At 72.8% G+C, this 17,500-nt stretch carries 20 protein-coding genes; 4 read left to right on the top strand and 16 right to left on the bottom strand.

Going from position 1 to position 17,500, the window contains the following annotated elements; translation table 11 throughout:
* Positions 1 to 49 precede the first annotated feature (49 nt).
* Both AB0D49_RS02825 and AB0D49_RS02820 read right to left on the bottom strand, forming a co-directional pair.
* Positions 50 to 673, bottom strand: a complete 624-nt coding sequence (locus AB0D49_RS02825; protein WP_362750729.1) for a polysaccharide deacetylase family protein — start codon at positions 671 to 673, stop codon at positions 50 to 52.
* 83 nt (positions 674 to 756) lie between these two features.
* Positions 757 to 1,704: a polysaccharide deacetylase family protein gene (locus AB0D49_RS02820; protein WP_362749609.1), complete on the bottom strand. Its 948-nt coding sequence runs from the start codon at positions 1,702 to 1,704 to the stop codon at positions 757 to 759.
* Between the two features lie 127 nt (positions 1,705 to 1,831).
* On the opposite strand from AB0D49_RS02820, the gene AB0D49_RS02815 reads away from it, so the two are divergent.
* Complete coding sequence (locus AB0D49_RS02815) at positions 1,832 to 3,004, top strand: methyltransferase domain-containing protein (protein WP_362750726.1); 1,173 nt, start codon at positions 1,832 to 1,834, stop codon at positions 3,002 to 3,004.
* A 246-nt stretch (positions 3,005 to 3,250) separates the two neighbouring features.
* Here the strand turns inward: AB0D49_RS02815 and AB0D49_RS02810 are convergent, their stop codons facing one another.
* The 8 genes from AB0D49_RS02810 to tsaB form a co-directional block, all read right to left on the bottom strand.
* Positions 3,251 to 4,471 carry a sigma-70 family RNA polymerase sigma factor gene (locus AB0D49_RS02810; RefSeq protein ID WP_362750723.1) on the bottom strand — a complete coding sequence of 407 codons (1,221 nt, stop codon included), beginning with the start codon at positions 4,469 to 4,471 and terminating at the stop codon, positions 3,251 to 3,253.
* Positions 4,472 to 4,612: 141 nt separating this feature from the next.
* The gene (locus AB0D49_RS02805) at positions 4,613 to 4,969 is read right to left on the bottom strand and encodes a YciI family protein (RefSeq protein WP_362749606.1); all 357 of its coding nucleotides are present in this window, start codon (positions 4,967 to 4,969) and stop codon (positions 4,613 to 4,615) included.
* A gap of 117 nt (positions 4,970 to 5,086) precedes the next feature.
* On the bottom strand, positions 5,087 to 6,040 hold the full coding sequence (locus tag AB0D49_RS02800) for an LCP family protein (protein ID WP_362750720.1): 954 nt from the start codon (positions 6,038 to 6,040) through the stop codon (positions 5,087 to 5,089).
* A gap of 309 nt (positions 6,041 to 6,349) precedes the next feature.
* Complete coding sequence (locus AB0D49_RS02795) at positions 6,350 to 7,105, bottom strand: DUF2071 domain-containing protein (protein WP_362749603.1); 756 nt, start codon at positions 7,103 to 7,105, stop codon at positions 6,350 to 6,352.
* Between the two features lie 58 nt (positions 7,106 to 7,163).
* Entirely contained in the window at positions 7,164 to 7,430 is a 267-nt protein-coding gene (locus AB0D49_RS02790) for a hypothetical protein (protein WP_362749600.1), read from the bottom strand.
* Complete coding sequence (gene tsaD / locus AB0D49_RS02785; RefSeq protein WP_362749597.1) at positions 7,427 to 8,524, bottom strand: tRNA (adenosine(37)-N6)-threonylcarbamoyltransferase complex transferase subunit TsaD; 1,098 nt, start codon at positions 8,522 to 8,524, stop codon at positions 7,427 to 7,429. The genes AB0D49_RS02790 and tsaD overlap by 4 nt, the downstream gene beginning before the upstream one ends.
* Positions 8,517 to 9,071 carry a ribosomal protein S18-alanine N-acetyltransferase gene (gene rimI, locus AB0D49_RS02780; protein WP_362750716.1) on the bottom strand — a complete coding sequence of 185 codons (555 nt, stop codon included), beginning with the start codon at positions 9,069 to 9,071 and terminating at the stop codon, positions 8,517 to 8,519. Before rimI ends, tsaD begins: the two co-directional genes overlap by 8 nt.
* 53 nt (positions 9,072 to 9,124) lie before the next feature.
* Positions 9,125 to 9,778, bottom strand: a complete 654-nt coding sequence (tsaB, locus tag AB0D49_RS02775; RefSeq protein ID WP_362749594.1) for a tRNA (adenosine(37)-N6)-threonylcarbamoyltransferase complex dimerization subunit type 1 TsaB — start codon at positions 9,776 to 9,778, stop codon at positions 9,125 to 9,127.
* A gap of 112 nt (positions 9,779 to 9,890) precedes the next feature.
* On the opposite strand from tsaB, the gene AB0D49_RS02770 reads away from it, so the two are divergent.
* From AB0D49_RS02770 to AB0D49_RS02760, 3 genes are all read left to right on the top strand, one after another.
* Complete coding sequence (locus AB0D49_RS02770) at positions 9,891 to 10,439, top strand: hypothetical protein (RefSeq protein WP_362749591.1); 549 nt, start codon at positions 9,891 to 9,893, stop codon at positions 10,437 to 10,439.
* A 174-nt stretch (positions 10,440 to 10,613) separates the two neighbouring features.
* Positions 10,614 to 11,198, top strand: coding sequence for a DUF4232 domain-containing protein (locus tag AB0D49_RS02765; RefSeq protein ID WP_362749588.1), 585 nt, complete (start codon positions 10,614 to 10,616; stop codon positions 11,196 to 11,198).
* 38 nt (positions 11,199 to 11,236) lie between these two features.
* Positions 11,237 to 11,359 carry a hypothetical protein gene (locus tag AB0D49_RS02760; protein ID WP_362749584.1) on the top strand — a complete coding sequence of 41 codons (123 nt, stop codon included), beginning with the start codon at positions 11,237 to 11,239 and terminating at the stop codon, positions 11,357 to 11,359.
* 290 nt (positions 11,360 to 11,649) lie between these two features.
* On the opposite strand, the gene tsaE is transcribed toward AB0D49_RS02760, so the two are convergent.
* The 6 genes from tsaE to AB0D49_RS02730 form a co-directional block, all read right to left on the bottom strand.
* Positions 11,650 to 12,174 carry a tRNA (adenosine(37)-N6)-threonylcarbamoyltransferase complex ATPase subunit type 1 TsaE gene (tsaE, locus tag AB0D49_RS02755; RefSeq protein WP_362749581.1) on the bottom strand — a complete coding sequence of 175 codons (525 nt, stop codon included), beginning with the start codon at positions 12,172 to 12,174 and terminating at the stop codon, positions 11,650 to 11,652.
* Positions 12,143 to 13,339 carry an alpha/beta hydrolase gene (locus tag AB0D49_RS02750; protein WP_362749578.1) on the bottom strand — a complete coding sequence of 399 codons (1,197 nt, stop codon included), beginning with the start codon at positions 13,337 to 13,339 and terminating at the stop codon, positions 12,143 to 12,145. The genes tsaE and AB0D49_RS02750 overlap by 32 nt, the downstream gene beginning before the upstream one ends.
* Positions 13,336 to 14,517, bottom strand: coding sequence for an alanine racemase (gene alr, locus AB0D49_RS02745; protein ID WP_362749576.1), 1,182 nt, complete (start codon positions 14,515 to 14,517; stop codon positions 13,336 to 13,338). The genes AB0D49_RS02750 and alr overlap by 4 nt, the downstream gene beginning before the upstream one ends.
* 75 nt (positions 14,518 to 14,592) lie before the next feature.
* Positions 14,593 to 16,035 (bottom strand): NAD(P)H-hydrate dehydratase, encoded by a 1,443-nt coding sequence (locus tag AB0D49_RS02740; RefSeq protein ID WP_362749573.1) that lies wholly within the window; start codon positions 16,033 to 16,035, stop codon positions 14,593 to 14,595.
* 57 nt (positions 16,036 to 16,092) lie between these two features.
* Positions 16,093 to 16,464, bottom strand: a complete 372-nt coding sequence (locus AB0D49_RS02735; protein ID WP_362749570.1) for a holo-ACP synthase — start codon at positions 16,462 to 16,464, stop codon at positions 16,093 to 16,095.
* 42 nt (positions 16,465 to 16,506) lie between these two features.
* On the bottom strand, positions 16,507 to 17,430 hold the full coding sequence (locus AB0D49_RS02730; protein WP_362749567.1) for a hypothetical protein: 924 nt from the start codon (positions 17,428 to 17,430) through the stop codon (positions 16,507 to 16,509).
* Positions 17,431 to 17,500 lie beyond the last annotated feature (70 nt).

Genomic DNA, 17,500 nt, shown 5'->3' with positions numbered 1-17,500 from the left:
ATACATCGGATACGTCGGATACATCGGATACGGAGGTGGGGCCGGGGGGCTACACGTAGTCCTCCAGGCGGCCCACCCGCAGGCCGCGCTGCTGGATCTCCTTCAGGAGTCTGGTCGTGCGGGACACCAGCGTCGGGCCCGGGGTCTCGTCCGGGGTGACGGAGATGATGTCGCCCGGCATCAGATGGTGGGGGCCCGTGGTGAAGTGGGTGTCGGTGTCGGTCGCCGTCGCCCGCCACAGGATCAGCGCCTCGACACCGCAGTCCCGGGCCGCCCTCAGGGTCGTGTCGTCGTACATGCCGTACGGGGGGCGCAGCAGGGCCGGGCGGATGCCGAAGCGGGACTTGAGTTTGTTCTGCTGGCCGCAGATCTCGGCGCGCTGGCCGGCGTACGGGAGTCCGCGCAGGGCGGCGTGGTCCAGGGTGTGGTTCTGGAGGCCGGCGCCGACCGCGCGCAGCCGGGCGAAGTGGCCGTAGCCCGGCCCCGCCACGCTGTCCGTCAGGAACAGGCTGACCGGCAGCCGCCGGTCCCGGACCATCGTCACGAACCGCGGATCGCGCTCGGCGCCGTCGTCGTACGTCAGGAAGACCACCTTGTCCTGGGTGGGGACGCGGGACAGGACCCGGGGCAGGGTCCCGGTGCCGGCTCCCGGGCCGCCGCCCGCCGACTCCACCCACCCCGACGGCCCCGGGCCCCGGCCGCAGCCGGCCGCCGAGACCGTCAGGAGCAGCAGCGCGGCGGCCAGCAGGCGGTGCCTCACAGGTAGTCCTCCAGGCGGGCCACGGCGTAGCCCTTCTCGGTGACCTTGTCGAGGAAGACCCGGATCATGTCGGGCATGGTGCCGTCCCAGTCGTCGGTGCCGCGGAAGTGGCTGAGGACGATGTCACCGGCGTGCAGATCGCGGTCCCACTCGCGGTACTCCCAGTGGTCGACGAACACCTCCTCGTTCCACAGCGGGGCGTACGCGATCCCGCACGCCTTCGCCGCGACCAGGGTGTCCTTGTTGTAGTTGCCGAACGGCGGGCGGAACAGGACCGGGCGCTTGCCGTAGCGCTTCTCGATCACGTCCTGCATCCCGCAGATCTGCTGCTTCTGCTCCTCGTAGGACAGGCCCGGCAGATAGGGGTGGTCGAGGGTGTGGTTGTTCAGGCCGACGCCCCGGGACTGCATGTCCTTGAAGTGGCCGTAGTCCGCCTTGACGAGGTAGTCGCTGAGGAACGCCGTGTACGGCACCTTCAGCTCGCTCATCATCCGCAGGAACTCCGGGTCCTTGTCGGCGCCGTCGTCGATGGTGAGGAAGACGACCTTCTGGGTGGTCGGGATCGTGGTGAAGACCGGCGGCAGGTCCTCCGCCTCATGGCCGTCGACCTCGAAGCCGTCCCGGGTGGTGATCACCGGCTTGCGGGCGGGGGGCGCGGGCGCGACCAGGGGGGGCTGCTTGAGGCCCCAGCGGCTGGCCGCGGCGATCTGCGCCTGGCGTTCGGCGCGCTGGCGCTCCGCTGGGTCCGGGTGGTCCGGGTGGTCCGGGTGGTCCGGGTGCTGTTGGCCGGGGGCCGGGCGGCCTGCCGTGTCCGGGTCTGCGGTGCCGCAGGCGGAGGCCAGGGATGCGAGTGCGGTGAGTGCGAGTGCGGTGGCGGCCAGTCGCCGGGCGGGGGTGGCCGGTCGGTGTGGGGTGGCGGCCGGTCGGTGTGGGGTGTTGTTCATTGCCTTGTTTTTATCTTTTTGTCCTACTTCTCCCATGGCGCCGGATTCTCCCAGCGGCGCCCCCGGCCGCCCCGGCGACACCGCCGCCGGGCGCGCGCCCGTCCACCGACTGGCCCACAATGACCCGGTGAACGACGCCGACGCCCTCGCCCCCCTGCTCACCCCCGAAGGCCGTGCGCTGCTCGACGAGGTACGGGACTTCGATCCCGCGCGGGAACTCGCCCTCGCCACCCGGCTGCGCCGCACCCACCCCGCCGAGCTGGTCTCCGCCGCACTCGGCCAGGCGCGGCTGCGGCAGCGCGCGGTGGCGAAGTTCGGGGCGGAGGACGCCGGGCGGATGTACTTCACGCCGGACGGGGTCGAGCAGTCGACCCGGGCGTCGGTCGCCGCGTACCGGGCGCGGCGGCTGCGGGAGCTGGGGGTGACCTCGGTGGCGGATCTGTGCTGCGGGATCGGCGGGGACGCCGTCGCGCTCGCCCGCGCGGGGGTGCGGGTCCTCGCCGTGGACCGCGATCCCCGTACGGTCGCCGTCGCCCGTGCCAATGCCGAGGCGCTGGGGCTGGCCGATCTGATCGACGTCCGGGAGGCGGATGTCAGGGAGGTCGACGTGGCGGCGTACGACGCCGTGTTCGTGGACCCGGCGCGGCGTGGGGGGCGGGGGCGGATCTTCGATCCCGAGGCGTACTCGCCGCCCTTGTCGTGGGCCGTGGAGGCGGCGGGGAGGGCGCGGTTCGGGGTGCTGAAGGTGGCGCCCGGGATTCCGCACGAGGCCGTGCCCGAGGCCGCGGAGGCGGAGTGGGTCTCGGACGGGGGGGATGTGAAGGAGGCGGTGCTGTGGTTCGGGGGGCCGCGGGCGGGAGGTGTGCGGGCGACGCTGCTGCCGGGGGAGTTCACGCTGCGGGGGCGGGGGTTGCCCGATCCGGCGGTGCGGGAGGTGGGGCGGTATCTGTACGAGCCCGACGGGGCGGTGATCCGGGCGCATCTGGTGGCGGAGGTCGCGGCGGAGGTGGGGGGCGGGTTGATCGATCCGACGATCGCGTATGTGACGGGGGATGAGTTGGTGCGTACGCCTTATGCGACGGCTTATGAGATCACGGATCGGATGGGGTTCGGGGTGAAGCGGCTGAAGGCGGTGCTGCGGGAGCGGGGGGTGGGGAATCTTACGGTGAAGAAGCGGGGGTCGGCTGTGGAGCCGGAGGAGTTGCGGCGGATGGTGAAGCCGCGGGGGGAGGGGGCGGCGACGGTTTTTCTCACGCGAGCCGGTGGGGCTCCCGTGATGTTGCTGGGGCGGCGCGTCTGAGGGGGGTGGGTGGGGTTGAGTGGCGGGTGCGGGTGGGTGGGGGCTTGTCGCGCAGTTCCTCCCCCAGAGGGGGTACCCCCAGCGCCCCTAGGAACCTTGGCGGTACCCGGCGGTGGATGGGGGGACGTCCGCCGAGGCACGGGGGAGAGTGCGGGTGGGTGGGGGCTGTTCGCGCAGTTCCCCGCGCCCCTAAAAGCCTTCGTCGCACCCGGCGGTGGAGGGGGGACGTCCGCCGCTGAAAAGCCCTTACACCTCCCGTGCCTTGTTGAGCAGCAGGGTTCTTTCTCTCTCGTTGGATGTCAGGGTGGCCGCTCTGGTGAATTCCGCTCTTGCCTCCTCCGGGCGGCCCAGGCGCTGGAGGAGGTCGCCCCGGACGCTGGGGAGCAGGTGGTAGTCGCGGAGGGCCGGGGTGTCGGCGAGCGCGTCGACGATCTCCAGGGCCCGCGCCGGGCCCTCCGCCATCGAGACGGCCACCGCGCGGTTGAGTTCCACGACCGGCGTCGGGGTGCGGGCGGCCAGCAGGGCGTACAGCGTGGCGATGCGCCGCCAGTCGGTCTCCTCGTAGGTGTACGCGTGGGCGTGGGACGCGGCGATGGCGGCCTGGAGGGCGTACGGGCCCAGCGGACCCGTGGCGGTGGCGTCGGCCCGGGTGAGGGCGTGGACACCCCGGGCGATCAGCAGCCGGTCCCAGCGGCGGCGGTTCTGGTCCTTGAGGAGGACCGGGGTGCCGTCCGGCGTGGTGCGGGCGGCGGTGCGCGCGTACTGGAACTCCAGCAGCGCCGCCAGCCCGTGCACCTCGGACTCCTTCGGCATCAGCGCGGCCAGTTGCCGGGCCAGCCGCAGGGCGTCCTCGCACAGCGCCGGGCGCAGCCAGTCGTCCCCGGCGGTGGCGGCGTACCCCTCGTTGAAGATCAGGTAGATGACGTCAAGGACCGAGCCGAGCCGGGCCTCGCGGTCGGGGCCGTAGGGGACCTCGAAGGCGATGTTCCTGGTGGCGAGGGTGCGTTTGGCGCGGACGATCCGCTGCGCGACGGTCGGCTCCGGGACCAGGAAGGCGCGGGCGATCTCGGCGGTGGTCAGCCCGCCGAGCAGCCTGAGGGTGAGGGCGATCCGGGCCTCGGGCGCCAGGACCGGGTGGCAGGCGGTGAAGACCAGCCTCAGCAGGTCGTCGTCGATGTCCTCGGGGTCGGCGGGCTCCGGCGGCGGTGGTGTGTCGGTGAGGTCGCGGCCGATCTCCGCCAGCTTGCGGGCGTAGTTCTCCCGGCGGCGCACCAGGTCGATCGCCCGGCGCCGGGCGGTGGTCGTCAGCCAGGCGCCGGGGTTGTCCGGCACTCCGTCGCGCGGCCACTGCTCCAGGGCGGTGACCAGGGCGTCCTGGGCGATCTCCTCCGCTATGCCGATGTCCCGGACGATCCGGGTGACGGCGGCGATGATCCTCGGGGACTCCAGCCGGAAGACGGTCTCGATGGCACCGGTGGCGGCGGTGGAGCCGTCCGGGTCGTCCCGGGGACCGGCCGGGCCGCGCGGGTCGGACAGGGGCTGTGCGTTCACAGTCCCCCATCGAACACCGCGCGGCGCCGGGAGCCAAGCAGGTTGCGGGCCGGTCGGTCAGCCCGCCTCGATCTCCCGGATCTCGCAGGTCACCGTCCAGTAGTCCTCGTGCACCTTCAGGAAGCGGGTGACCCACTCGACGGCCTCGGCGCGGTCCTTGCACTGGAGCAGGGCGTAACCGCCGATGACCTCCTTGGTCTCGGTGAAGGGGCCGTCGGTGACGGAGATCTTCCCGCCCTCCCAGCGCACCCGGCTGCCCTCGCCGGTGGGGCGCAGACCGCCGGTGTCCAGCATCACCCCGGCCTTGGTCATCTCCTCCAGCAGGACCCCCATCCGCTCCATCAGCTCATTGCTCGGGCCACCCTCGGGGGAGTTCTTCTCGTCGATCCGGATCAGGGACATGTAGCGCGGCATGGTGACGCTCGCTCTCGGGTCGGGGGCGGGTTCCTTTTTTCCGCCTCTCACCCTGTGCGTCGAACGGGAGGACGGGCGATCGACACGCGCGCGGAAGTATTTTCCGGCGGGGGGCGATCAGCGCAGGGACGCCCACAACTCGCTCGCCTCCGGCTCGTCCGCCACCACCCGGTTGGGGTCGGACGGCGCCCGGACCACCGGCAGGGTCACCGTCTCCATCGCGCCCGGCTCCAGCGCGCGCAGGCTCTGCGCGAAGCCGACCAGCTCGGGAAGCGAGTCCAGCCCGGTGTCGGTGGTGATGCTCGCGGTGGCGGTGATGGCGACGTCGTAGAGCCTGGCCGGGTCGGTCAGCAGGGACGTGTCGGATATCCGGGTCAGCAGCGCCTTGACCAACCGCTGCTGGAGTTCGATCCGGGCGAGGTCGCTGCCGCCGGGCAGGCCGTAGCGGGTACGGGCGAGACCGAGGGCCTGTTCGCCGTCCAGGGTGTGGGTGCCCGCCTCCAGCGTGAGGTGGGACTTGTCGTCGTCGATGTCCTGGTCGAGCGTGACGGTGACGCCCCCGACCGCGTCCACCAGCCGCGCGAACCCGGCGAAGTCGATCTCCAGATAGTGGTCCATGCGGACGCCGGTGAAGGACTCGACCGTCTTCACGGCGCACACCGGTCCGCCGACCGCGTACGCCGTGTTGAACATGACCCCGTGCCGCTCCGGGCTCTCGCCGCCGTCCGGCAGCGGACAGGCGGGACGGGTGACGAGGGTGTCGCGGGGGATGCTGACGACCTGGCCGGACGTCCCGCCCGCGTCGATGTGGAACACCATCGCGGTGTCGGAGCGGGCGCTGCCCTCGCTGCCGCCGCCCAGGCGCTGGTTCTCGGCGCCGGTGCGCGAGTCCGAGCCCAGCACCAGGATGTTCATGGCCTGGCCGGGGAGGGGGGCGGCGGAGGAGGAGGACGGCGAGACGACCGGCTTGGCGGGGCGGTCGTCGCCCAGCGCGCTGTTGATGTCGACGCTGGTGATGTTGTCGTTGAGTTTCCAGTACACCCAGCCACCGGCGGCGGCACCGAGGACCATGACTCCGGCGACTGCGGCACCCGCGGCCTTGAGCAGGGTCGTCCGCCGCCGCGGGCGCGGTCGCGCGGCATCCCCCGTCTCCCCGTCAGGAGTCTCGGCCGACCCTCCATCGGCCGTCTCCCCGTCGGCCGACTCGGCCGACTCGGCTGTCTTCCCGTCAGCCGTCCCGGCCGACTCCCCGTCAGCCGTCTGCCCGTCGGCGTCCCCGCGCTTGTCGTGTGAAGTCACACACACGAACCTAAGTCCGATTTGTTACAACGGTCGCCGCCGGTAAGGGTTTTCTTCGGTGATTCTCAGATTCGGCCACGCTCAGGGCGTGGGAATCCCCGCCGTCCGCCGCCCCGGACGCCCCAGCCGCACCGGCACCCCGGGCGAGTACAGCACGCTCACCGGCGGCCCCTGCGGCGCCGGGAGCCCCGCCGCCTCGATCAGGTTCTCCCGGCACTCCGTCAACTCCGCCCGGTACAGCGGCCACCGCGGATGGTCGTTGGCCAGATACGCGGCCCCGTTGAAGAAGGCGTTGTGCATACCCCAGCGCGCGGTGAGGAAGTGTTCGAGACCGGTCGGGTCGGTGATCCGCTCCCCGCGCCGCACCGCGATCCGGCAGTACGCCCCGCGCGGCCCCGGCCAGCGCCGTTCGCTGGTGTACCGGACCGTGTCGCCGTCCGTCCGGACCGTCATCCGGGACCACAGGTACGGCAGCCGGAACCCCGCCCGGCCCATCGCCACCGGGATCAGCCGCGCCGCGTCCATCGAGCGGAACACGACCCCCCGGCGCCCGTGACCGTCCACCGAGTACAGCCGGACATTGGTCTCCGGGAAGCTCCCCAGATACGGCACTCCCGGCAGCCGGAACCAGCCCACCCGGTGCATCCGGAATGCGACCAGCCCGACGTACGTGGCCCCCTCGTAGGTGTCCGGCGTGGTGCCCGGCGGCAGCAGCGGGGCCACCGCGGACGGTTCCACCGCCCAGTGCAGGAAGGCGAGATCCAGCCACTGCTGGGTGAGCAGGGGCGTGCGTATGACGGCGGGGGCGTCCGGCGTCACGGCTTCAGACGGGGTCACCGCTCCCGGCGGGGCCGCCCCGTCAGACGGTGTCACCTCTTCAGGCAGGGTCATGGAGTCAGTCGTGCTCCACGTCCACCGACTCGAAACGCCAGCGGTGCACCGCCCGGGTCACCAGTTCCCCGGCCGGTTCCGGCAGTTCCGGGAGGTCCGCGTCGTACGGGGCGTCCCACCAGGTCACCACCAGCACCCGGTCCTGGGGCGCGGCGAACGTCTCCCGGCGCAGCGGCTGGGGCCCGGCCGGGCGCTGCCCCCGTACCCACTCCAGCAGGTCCGCGCCCCGCCCCGGCTCCGCCCGTGCCTCCCACATCAGCGCCACGGTCACGAGTAGAGGTTCTCCTTGCTGACCTCGTGCACATGGTCGTGCGTATGGCTGTGGCCCGGTACGTGCGGGTCCGTCACCGGGAGCGACGAGTCCGCCGACAGGTCCCAGTCGGACGCCGACCGGCCGCGTGCCACCATCTCCGCGCCCAGCGCCGCGACCATCGCCCCGTTGTCCGTGCACAGCTTGGGGCGCGGTACCCGCAGTTGGATGCCGGCCGCCTCGCAGCGATGCTGTGCCAGCGCCCGCAGCCGGGAGTTGGCGGCCACTCCGCCGCCGATCATCAGATGCCCGACGCCCTCGTCCTTGCAGGCCCGCACCGCCTTGCGGGTCAGGACGTCGACCACCGCCTCCTGGAAGGACGCCGACACGTCCCGCACCGGCACCTCCTCCCCCGCCGCCCGCTTCGCCTCGATCCAGCGGGCCACCGCCGTCTTCAGCCCGGAGAAGGAGAAGTCGTACGGCGCGTCGCGCGGGCCGGTGAGTCCGCGCGGGAAGGCGATGGCGTCCGGGTCCCCCTCACGGGCGTACCGGTCGATGACCGGGCCGCCGGGGAAGCCCAGGTTCAGCACCCGGGCGATCTTGTCGAACGCCTCGCCCGCCGCGTCGTCGATGGTCGCGCCGAGCGGCCGGACGTCCGAGGTGATGTCGGAGGAGAGCAGCAGGGAGGAGTGGCCGCCGCTGACCAGCAGCGCCATGGTCGGCTCCGGGAGCGGTCCGTGTTCCAGCTGGTCGACGCAGATGTGCGAGGCGAGATGGTTGACGCCGTAGAGCGGCTTGCCGAGCGCGTAGGCGTACGCCTTCGCCGCCGACACACCGACCAGCAGGGCGCCCGCGAGCCCGGGACCGGCGGTCACCGCGATGCCGTCCAGGTCCTTCGCCGTGACCCCGGCGTCCTTCAGGGCGCGCTGGATCGTCGGGACCATCGCCTCCAGGTGGGCGCGCGAGGCGACCTCGGGGACGACGCCGCCGAAGCGGGCGTGTTCGTCGACGCTGGAGGCGACGGCGTCGGCCAGCAGGGTCGTGCCGCGCACGATGCCGACACCGGTCTCGTCGCAGGAGGTCTCGATTCCCAGGACCAGGGGTTCGTCAGCCATCGCTCTCGGTTCCTCGTTCAGCGGTCTCGCGTTCAGCGGTTTCTCGTACATCGGCGGCACCTTCCGGAGCGTCGACGCCCGCGGCCGGTCCGTTCAGCAAGCGCGCCGGGTCGCTGAGCCGCATCACCAGCGCGTCCACGTTCCCCGGCTGGTAGTAGCCGCGCCTAAAGCCGATCGGCTCGAAGCCGAACCGCTCGTACAGCTTCTGCGCGCGGACGTTGTCGACCCGGCATTCGAGCATCACCTCGGCGCACTCGAAGGCGGTCGCGGCCCGCAGCAGCTCGGTGAGCAGCCGGGCGCCGAGCCCGCTGCCCCACAGCTCCCGGGCGACCGCGATGGTCTGCACGTCGGCCTGCTCACCGCCGCTGACCAGCCCGGCGTACCCGACCACCCGTCCGCCGCCGTCCTCGGCGACCAGATAGCGGCGGGTCGCCTCCGGTCCCCGGGCGTGCGCCAGCTCGGACCAGAACATCCCGCGCGACCACGCGTCCTCCGGGAAGAGTGCCTTCTCCAGCTCCAGTACCGGGTCGATGTCCCACCAGCGCATCTCGCGCAGCCGGGGACCCGGTGCAGTCGGGGCGGCCGGTGTCGTCGCTGTCGTCACTTCGGCGTGACCACCTTGTAGTTCTTGGGGACCTGGGCGTCCGGGCGGCGCAGGTACAGCGGGCGGGGCTCGGGCAGTTCCACGCCCGCCGCGAGCCGCTCGGCGGCCAGCGCGGCGAGGGCGGCGGCGGAGACGTGCTCGGGCTCGTGGACGGCCGGGAAGGTCTCCGGGTAGAGCAGCGCGCCCGCGCCGACCGCGGGCAGCCCGGCGACCTGCTCGGCGATGTCCGCGGGGCGGTCGACGGCGGGGTCGGTCAGCCGGGTGCGGGAGTCGGCGTAGCGCGCCCAGTAGACCTCCTTGCGGCGGGCGTCGGTCGCCACCACGAAGGGGCCGGGCAGATCGGCGGCGTACGCCAGGCCGTCGAGGGTGCACAGTCCGTGCACGGGGACGCCGAGGGCGAGGCCGAAGGTGTCGGCGGTCATCAGTCCGACCCGAAGCCCGGTGTACGGACCGGGGCCGGTGCCGACGACGATCGCGGTGACGGCGTCCAGCCGGAGCCCGGCCTCGGCCAGCACCCGGTCCACGGTGGGCAGCAGCAGCTCGCCGTGGCGGCGGGCGTCGACCTGGGCGGCCGAGGCGATGACGTCCGTGCCGTCGTGCAGGGCGACGGTGACGGCGGGGGTGGCGGTATCCAGAGCGAGCAAGAGCACGCAAACAGCGTACGGCGATCGCGAGGCGCGCACCGCCGCCCCGGTCGGCGGCCCGGTGGCTGTTACGGTCGCCCGGAGGCACGTACTCCGTACTACGCAGAGGTGGGCGACGGTGACAAGCAGCAGCTCGGGGATCGTGTTCGGGCTCACCGCGGCGGCCCTGGGCACGGTCGGGTTCCTCACCTACCAGGCGTCGGCGAGCGCCCCCGCCCACCTGCCGGGCCCGCAGGCGTCCGCCTCCGCCGACGTCCCCAGGGCCGCGCGCGACACCCGGCACCCGGCGGCGCTGCCGGGGGGCAGCGGGCGCGGGGAGCGGGTCGTGTACTCGCTGGACGACGACCGGGTGTGGCTGGTGGCCCCCGGCGAGAAGGTCAAGCGGTCGTTCATGGTCACCCCCTCGATGGTCGATCCGGAGCCCGGGTCCTACTCCGTCACCTCCCGCTCCAACCGGGCGGTCGGCTCCGACGGCACGCCGATCGAGCACGTGGTGCGGTTCACCATGGTCGAGGGCGTCGCCATCGGCTTCAGCGCGGCGGTCGACGGCACCACCCCGGCGCCCGACCCGGCGGTGCGCACGGGCGGCATCCGGGAGACCCGGGAGGACGGGGACGCGCTGTGGGAGTTCGCGACGATCGGCGCGAAGGTGGTCGTGATCCGCTGAGCGGGCTCCAGGAAGCGGCTCCGCCCCCGCAAAGGGGCTAGGCATGACCAATGGCGGGTCAATTCCTCACCCCGTACGGTAAAGGGAGCGAATCGGCCGAAACCATATCCGTACGTACGTTCTCCTACCCCTCGGAGAGACCCGCACCGGGTCTCTGGAAGGGAACGAACGGTCATGCTCCTCGGCAAGCGCGGTAAGCGCGGCAATCGCAGCAATCGCGGTCAGCACGGTAGGCGCGCCACCCGGCGCCTGGCGATACCGATCGCCCTCACCACCGTCTCGGCGGTGGCCCTCACCGGCCTCGCCGCCGCCCCCTCACTGGCGGCGAGCCGCCCCGGCTGGGCGGACACCGACTCCCTGACCGTGCGCGTGCACGCCCTGAGCCCCGGCGCGGGCCAGCGCTACGCCGCAGTGATCCTCACCAACAAGACCGACACATCCGTCCGCACCCAGGGCTATGTCGGGCTCCAGCTCCTGAACGCCCACGGCGGCAAGGTCACCACCCAGGTCGTACGGGACCCCGGCAGCACCCCGCAGCTCACCCTGAAGCCGGGCCAGAGCGTGTACACGGTGCTGCACTGGACGGTCGTACCGGCGACCGGGGAGCCCACGAAGGCGGAGAAGAACCCGACCCGGCTCGAAGTGACCCCACCGGACTCCTACCGCCATCTCACCACCGCCTGGACGCTGGGCGAGGTGCTTCAGCACGGGCGGATCGACATCACGCCGCTCGCGATGGGGACGGGGCCTGCGGCCTGAGCGGGCGGGCGACAGCCGGTTCGGGGGCGGGCGGCGGGGTGGAGATCAGCTCCGCCGCCGCGCAGGACGCCAGCAGCTCCGCCATGGACACCACCTCGGCGGGCCGGGGCCTCGGCTGGGGCTGCGGGGTGGGTTCCGTGACCGGCATGGACGCCTCCTGAGGTTCGGGGGCGGGCAGTGAGCGCGGCCGGTCACTGGTTAGGTGAACCTAACTACGCTCGGGATACCATGTGACCACGGCGAACGGGCCCGGCGCAATATCTTCCCGACGGCTTGTCGGAAAGTACGCCGGACGGCGGGCGAGGTGTACGGGGCAGGTGGGCTTGCTGCGGCTCAGCCGGTCGGCGACCCCAGACCCACCCCACGGCTCAGCCGGTCGGCGACCCCAGACCCACCCCACGGGTCAGCCGGTCGGCGACCCCAGACCCACCGCACGGCTCAGCCCCATGGCTCAGCCCCCCAGCGACTCCAGCGGCTCCAGATCCACCGCGCCCCACCGCGCCCCGACCCCTCTCACAGTGACCCGGCGGATCTCGTCCGTGGTGTCCCCGGCGGCCCGGTGGATCAGCACATGGAGCCGGTCGTCGGTCAGCTCCTCGACCTTGCCCTCGCCCCACTCCACCACGATCACCGACTCCGGCAGCGAGACATCGAGGTCGAGGTCCTCCATCTCGTCCAGCCCGCCGCCCAGCCGGTAGGCGTCGACATGGACCAGCGGCGGACCGTCGCCCAGCGAGGGATGCACCCGGGCGATCACGAAGGTCGGCGAGGTGACCGCACCACGCACACCGAGACCCTCGCCGAGCCCCCGGGTCAGCGTGGTCTTCCCGGCGCCCAGCTCACCGGTGAGCATGACCAGGTCCCCGGCGCGCAGCAGGGCGGCGAGGCGGCGGCCCAGCTCCCGCATCCGCTCGGGGGACGTGACGGTCAGCTCGACGCGGTGGTCAGCCGGGGTGCGCGGTGCTGCTGCTTCCATAGCCACCCACCGTAGCCCCTGCGGGGACGGCGCCCGCGCGGGTGAGCAGGTCGGCGAGACGGTCGGTGACCACCTCGGGATGCTCCAGCATCACCAGGTGCCCGGCGTCCGGGACGAGGACCAGTTCGGCGTCGGGCAGCCGGTCGGCGATGGCCTCGCTGTGCTCGCTGGGCGTGATCAGATCCTGGACCCCGGCCAGCACCAGGACCGGCAGGTCGGTGAAGAGGGCCAGCGCCTCGCTCTTGTCGTGTTCGGTGAACGCCGGGTAGAACTCGGCGACGACGTCGATGGGGGTCGCCTCGATCATCCGCTCGGCGAACCGGGCGACGGCCGGGTCGACGTCCCGGGTGGCGAACGAGTACCGCTTGATGATCCCGGCGAACAGATCGGCGGTCGCCCGCCGCCCCCGCTCCACCAGCTCGGCCTGCTGTCCGAGCGCCTTGAGCACCCCCGGCAGCACCCGCCGTACCGCGTTGACCCCGGCCGCCGGGAGCCCGTAGGTGACCTCGCCGAGCCGCCCGGCGGAGGTGCCGACCAGGGCGACGGCCACCACCCGGTCCCTGACCAGCTCGGGGAACTGCGCGGCGAGCGCCATCATCGTCATCCCGCCCATGGAGTGCCCGACCAGCACGATCGGCCCCTCAGGGGCGGCGTCGTCGAGCACCGCCTTCAGATCGCGGCCGAGCTGGTCGATGCTGACCGGCTCCCGCCGCTCGATCTGGGCGGTGCCGCGCGCGGAGCGGCCGTGGCTGCGCTGGTCCCAGTACACGCTGCGGACGACCCCGCGCAGCGCGGCCCGCTGGAAGTGCCAGGAATCCTGGTTGAGGCAGTAGCCATGACTGAAGACGACGGTGACGGGGGCGGGCGCCTTGCGGCCGAACAGCCGGCGCCGCCGCCCGGAGTCCCCCTCCTCCTTCTCGACGTCGTCGACCTCGTAGTACAGCTCGGTGCCGTCGTCGGCGTACGCCCGGCCGGGGGTGCCGCGCAGGGCGCCGTAGGGTCCGGCGGAGTCCAGCGCGAGCCGGGCCCGCTGCCGCATCCCGCGTCCGACGGTCATCCGCTCTATCGCGACCCCGGCCGCCGCGCCCGCCGCGAGCACGCCTATGGCGGCCCCGGCGATGCCGGTCGCCTTGCGCCAGTTGGTCCCGGCGCCCCCGTCGCTCACGCCCCGCTCCCATCCGCGTGTACATGGATACGCGGGACCCGGGTCCCGATCCGGGTGACGATCTCGTACGCGATGGTCCCGGCGGCCTGGGCCCAGTCCTCGGCGGTGGGTTCGCCCCGGTCGCCCGGTCCGAACAGCACGGCCTCGGCGCCGGGCGGGGGTTCGTCGCCGCCGAGGTCGACCACGAACTGGTCCATGGCGATCCGTCCGGCGACGGTCCGCCACTTGCCGCCGACCAGGACGGGCCCGGTGCCGGAGGCGTGCCGGGGGATGCCGTCGGCGTATCCGACGGGGACGAGGCCGAGGGTGGTCGCGCCCGGGGTGGTGTAGTGGTGCCCGTAACTGACGCCGTGTCCGCCCGGCACCTGCTTGACCAGCGCGACCGACGCGGTGAGCGTCATCACGGGCCGCAGTCCGAAGTCGGCGGGGGTGCCGATCTCGGGGCTGGGCGAGAGGCCGTAGACGGCGATCCCGGTGCGTACGAGGTCGAAGTGGGTCTCGGGGAGGGTGAGGGTGGCCGGGGAGTTGGCGATGTGCCGTACCTCGGGGGTCACGCCTCGGGCCTCCGCCTCGGCGAGCATCGCGCGGAAGAGGGTGAGCTGGGCGGTGATGGAGGGGTGCCCGGGTTCGTCGGCGCAGGCGAAGTGGGACCAGAGCCCGGTGATCCGGACGAGCCCCTCGGCCTGGGCGCGCAGGGCGGCGTCCACCAGCGCGGCCCAGTCCTCGCCGGGCTGACAGCCATTGCGCCCGAGCCCGGTGTCGGCCTTGAGCTGCACCCGAGCGGTCCGGGACACGGCACGCGCCGCGGCGACGACCTCCTCAAGCGCCCACATGCCGCTCACGGACACATCGAGATCGGCCTCGATGGCCTCCCGCCAGGGCCCTCCGGGCGTCCAGAGCCAGCACATGATCCGCCCCGGCAGCCCGGCCGCGCGCAGAGCGAGTGCCTCCTGCGGAGTGGCGGTGCCGAGCCAGGTCGCCCCCGCGTCCAGCGCGGCACGGGCACACGGCACGGCCCCGTGCCCATACGCGTCCGACTTCACAACAGCCATCAGCTGCGCGCCGGACGCCCGCTCGCGCAGGGCACGCACATTGGCCCGCAGCGCGTCCAGATCGACGACGGCACGGGCGCGGGCGGGGGCGTCGGGCGGGGCGGCGTTCTCGGCGAAGACAGTCATGACGGTCCCAGTGTCTCAGAGGGGGGTACGGCGGCGGAGCGGCTCAGGATCGGGGCGACCAAAGGGCGGGGCCGCTCACTCCCGTACGTCCCGCCAGGCCCCCGGGATGGCGTCCGCCACGTCGTGCGCCCCGGCCGGCGCCCCGTCCGCCGCGAACCGTCCGGCGAGCCCGTGCAGATACGCGGCCACGCTCCCGGCGTCCCGTGCGTCGAGCCCCGCCGCGAGCAGCGACCCGGCGAGCCCCGACAGCACGTCCCCGCTCCCGGCGGTGGCGAGCCATCCGGTACCGGTGGAGTTGACCCGTACGGCGACGGCTCCCCGGCCCGGGTCGGCGACCAGCGTCGTGGACCCCTTGAGCAGCACGGTCGCCGCGTACTTCCCGGCGAGTTCGCGGACCGCCGCCAGCCGGGCCGCCTCGACCTCCTCACGGGCCACGCCCAGCAGCGCCGCTGCCTCCCCGGCGTGCGGGGTCATCAGGGTGGGCGCCCGGCGGGCCCGTACGGCGGCGGGGTCGGCGAGCCGCAGCCCGTCGGCGTCGATGAGGACGGGCACATCGGCGGCGACGACCTCCCCGACCGCCCCGGCCTCCTCCCCCACGCCCGGCCCGACGACCCACGCCTGCACCCGCCCGGCGTGCGCGGGCCCCCGATCGGAGACGAGCGCCTCGGGGAACCGCGCGATGACAGCATCCGCGGCGGGCCCGACATACCGCACGGCCCCGGCGCCGCCGCGCAACGCGCCCGCGACGGCGAGGACGGCGGCCCCCGGATACCGCCCGGACCCGGCGGCCACACCGACGACCCCACGCCGGTACTTGTCACTCTCGGCACCAGGCAGCGGCAGCAGCCCCCGCACGTCCCGATGCTGAAGCGCCTCCAGAAGAGGCACATCGGGGAGCGTCTGCGCCAGCCCGATATCAACGAGCCGCACGGACCCGGCGTACCCTCTCCCGGGATCGATCAGCAGCCCGGGTTTGTGCGTCCCGAAGGTGACGGTGAGATCGGCCCGGACGGCGCTGCCACGCACCTCGCCGGTATCGGCGTCGATACCGCTGGGCAGATCGACGGCGACGACCCCGGCGCGGGACCGAGCGGCGGCCTGGACAAGCGGCACGGCGGAATGCCGAAGCCCCCCTTTCCCCCCGATCCCGACGATCCCGTCCACGACGAGCTGAGCCCGCTCCACGACGGCGACCCCGTCGCCACCATGGACGACCCGCCCACCGCTGCGCCGCAGCGCGGCGAGCCCGGCCCGGTGAACCCGTTCGGGCGAGAGCAGTACGGCGGTGACTCCAGCCCCACGCCGGGCGAGCCGCGCCCCGGCGTACAGCGCGTCCCCTCCGTTGTCCCCGCTGCCGATGAGCAGGGCGACCCGGCTGCCGTAGACCCGCCCGAGGAACTCCGCGCACGCGACGGCCAGCCCGGCGGCGGCCCGCTGCATGAGCGCCCCTTCGGGAACCCGCGCCATCAACTCCCGCTCGGCGGCCCTGACGGTCTCCACGCTGTACGCAGTACGCATACGGTCGAGTCTCTCGTGAACGGCCGGACGGCGCAGCGCGTCACCGGGTGGGACGGATCACCCCTCGGCGATGACGACGGCCGACGCGACACCGGCGTCATGACTGAGCGACACATGCCAGGACCGCACACCGAGCGCGGCGGCACGGGCGGCCACGGTCCCCTTGACCCGCACCCGGGGCTGTCCGCTCTCCTCGACATACACCTCGGCGTCCGTCCAGTGCAGCCCGGCGGGCGCGCCGAGCGCCTTGGCCAGCGCCTCCTTCGCCGCGAACCGCGCCGCGAGCGAGGCGACCCCGCGCCGCTCCCCACTGGGCAACAGCAGCTCACTGTCCACGAACAACCGCCGGGCCAGCCCGGGAGTCCGCGCCAAGGACGCCCCGAACCGCTCGATCTCGGCGACGTCGATCCCGACTCCGATGATGCTCACGCGGGCACTTTACGACGGCCCGCGTGAACGCCGGGGGGTTGGTCAGGGGGCGTCGGGCGACCCGTCCGTCCCGGTCTCGAACAGCTCCTCCACCGTCTCGACGGTCCCGGCGAGGTCGAGCCAGCGAGCGAGGAGGGGGAGGTCGGTGGAGGCGGTGATACGGGCGCGGAGGTCGTCGGAGACGGTGAGCCCCCGGACTTCGAGGACACGGAGGACACCCTTGGCGGCGCCCTCGGCCATCCCCTCTTCCCTGCCTTCTTCCTTGCCCTCCAGGTAGGCGCGCTCCATGACGGTGCCGCGGCCGGGGAAGTAGTTGATGAATCCCATGAAATTCCTCCATTTGTCTCCGGCGGGAGAGTTACCCAGGGCGGCGTCCAGGAACTGGACGATGAAGTCGGAGTCCTCAAGAGACAGGCCCTTGGAGCCACGGGCCAACGCTTCCAGTATGGCCTCGACACGTGGGTTGTTGGCGTGGGTCAGCGCCGCGAAGGCCGCCATCGCCGGTTTCTCGGCGGCCGTGCGCTCATCGGTGATCATCGGAACGTTGTCCGGCCCGACCACCAGGGGGTAGGTCCGCTGGGCTGTCCAGCCACGGGCTTCGCAGGCGAAGGGGCCGGTGGCCCACTTGGCGGTGGCGCGGTCGCGGCAGACGACGAGCAGCAGGACGGGCAGGTCGTACTTGGACTGGAGATAGGAGACGTAGTAGGGCCAGCTCACTTCCTTCTTGGGGTTGCGCTTCTCCTGTGACTCGACGGCCAGGAGAAACGCGTCGCCGTCGGCGGGTGTGACCCGCAGCACGGTGTCGACGTAGCGGGCGAGCGGCCGGTTCTCGGTGGCGTCGGAGACGATCGCCTCCACCGTCGACTTCTGGGGTAATTCGATGCCCAGCAGGTCGAAGACGGGGGTGAGGATCTCAGGCCGCTCCTGGAAGATCCGGTGCATGCCTTCATGGGCTGATGTGACCATATGTGCAACCTTGGTGGGTCGAGGGGCTGAAGTGCCAGGCGATCAGGGTGCGTTCACCCTTTCGAGGGGC

Origin of the sequence: Streptomyces sp. NPDC048290, from assembly GCF_040652095.1 — a bacterium.
Taxonomy (GTDB): Bacteria; Actinomycetota; Actinomycetes; order Streptomycetales; family Streptomycetaceae; genus Streptomyces.
Note: the sequence above shows the minus strand (reverse complement) of the source record. Positions and strands in the feature narration are given on the sequence as shown.

Excerpts from the sequence above, each read along its gene's own strand:
- AB0D49_RS02820 (WP_362749609.1), bottom strand. The coding sequence starts at position 1,704 with ATGAACAACACCCCACACCGACCGGCCGCCACCCCACACCGACCGGCC.
- AB0D49_RS02805 (WP_362749606.1), bottom strand. The coding sequence starts at position 4,969 with ATGCCGCGCTACATGTCCCTGATCCGGATCGACGAGAAGAACTCCCCC.
- AB0D49_RS02800 (WP_362750720.1), bottom strand. The coding sequence starts at position 6,040 with ATGGTCCTCGGTGCCGCCGCCGGTGGCTGGGTGTACTGGAAACTCAAC.
- tsaD (WP_362749597.1), bottom strand. The coding sequence starts at position 8,524 with ATGGCTGACGAACCCCTGGTCCTGGGAATCGAGACCTCCTGCGACGAG.
- rimI (WP_362750716.1), bottom strand. The coding sequence starts at position 9,071 with ATGCGCTGGTGGGACATCGACCCGGTACTGGAGCTGGAGAAGGCACTC.
- AB0D49_RS02765 (WP_362749588.1), top strand. The coding sequence starts at position 10,614 with ATGCTCCTCGGCAAGCGCGGTAAGCGCGGCAATCGCAGCAATCGCGGT.
- tsaE (WP_362749581.1), bottom strand. The coding sequence starts at position 12,174 with ATGGAAGCAGCAGCACCGCGCACCCCGGCTGACCACCGCGTCGAGCTG.
- alr (WP_362749576.1), bottom strand. The coding sequence starts at position 14,517 with ATGACTGTCTTCGCCGAGAACGCCGCCCCGCCCGACGCCCCCGCCCGC.
- AB0D49_RS02740 (WP_362749573.1), bottom strand. The coding sequence starts at position 16,035 with ATGCGTACTGCGTACAGCGTGGAGACCGTCAGGGCCGCCGAGCGGGAG.
- AB0D49_RS02730 (WP_362749567.1), bottom strand. The coding sequence starts at position 17,430 with ATGGTCACATCAGCCCATGAAGGCATGCACCGGATCTTCCAGGAGCGG.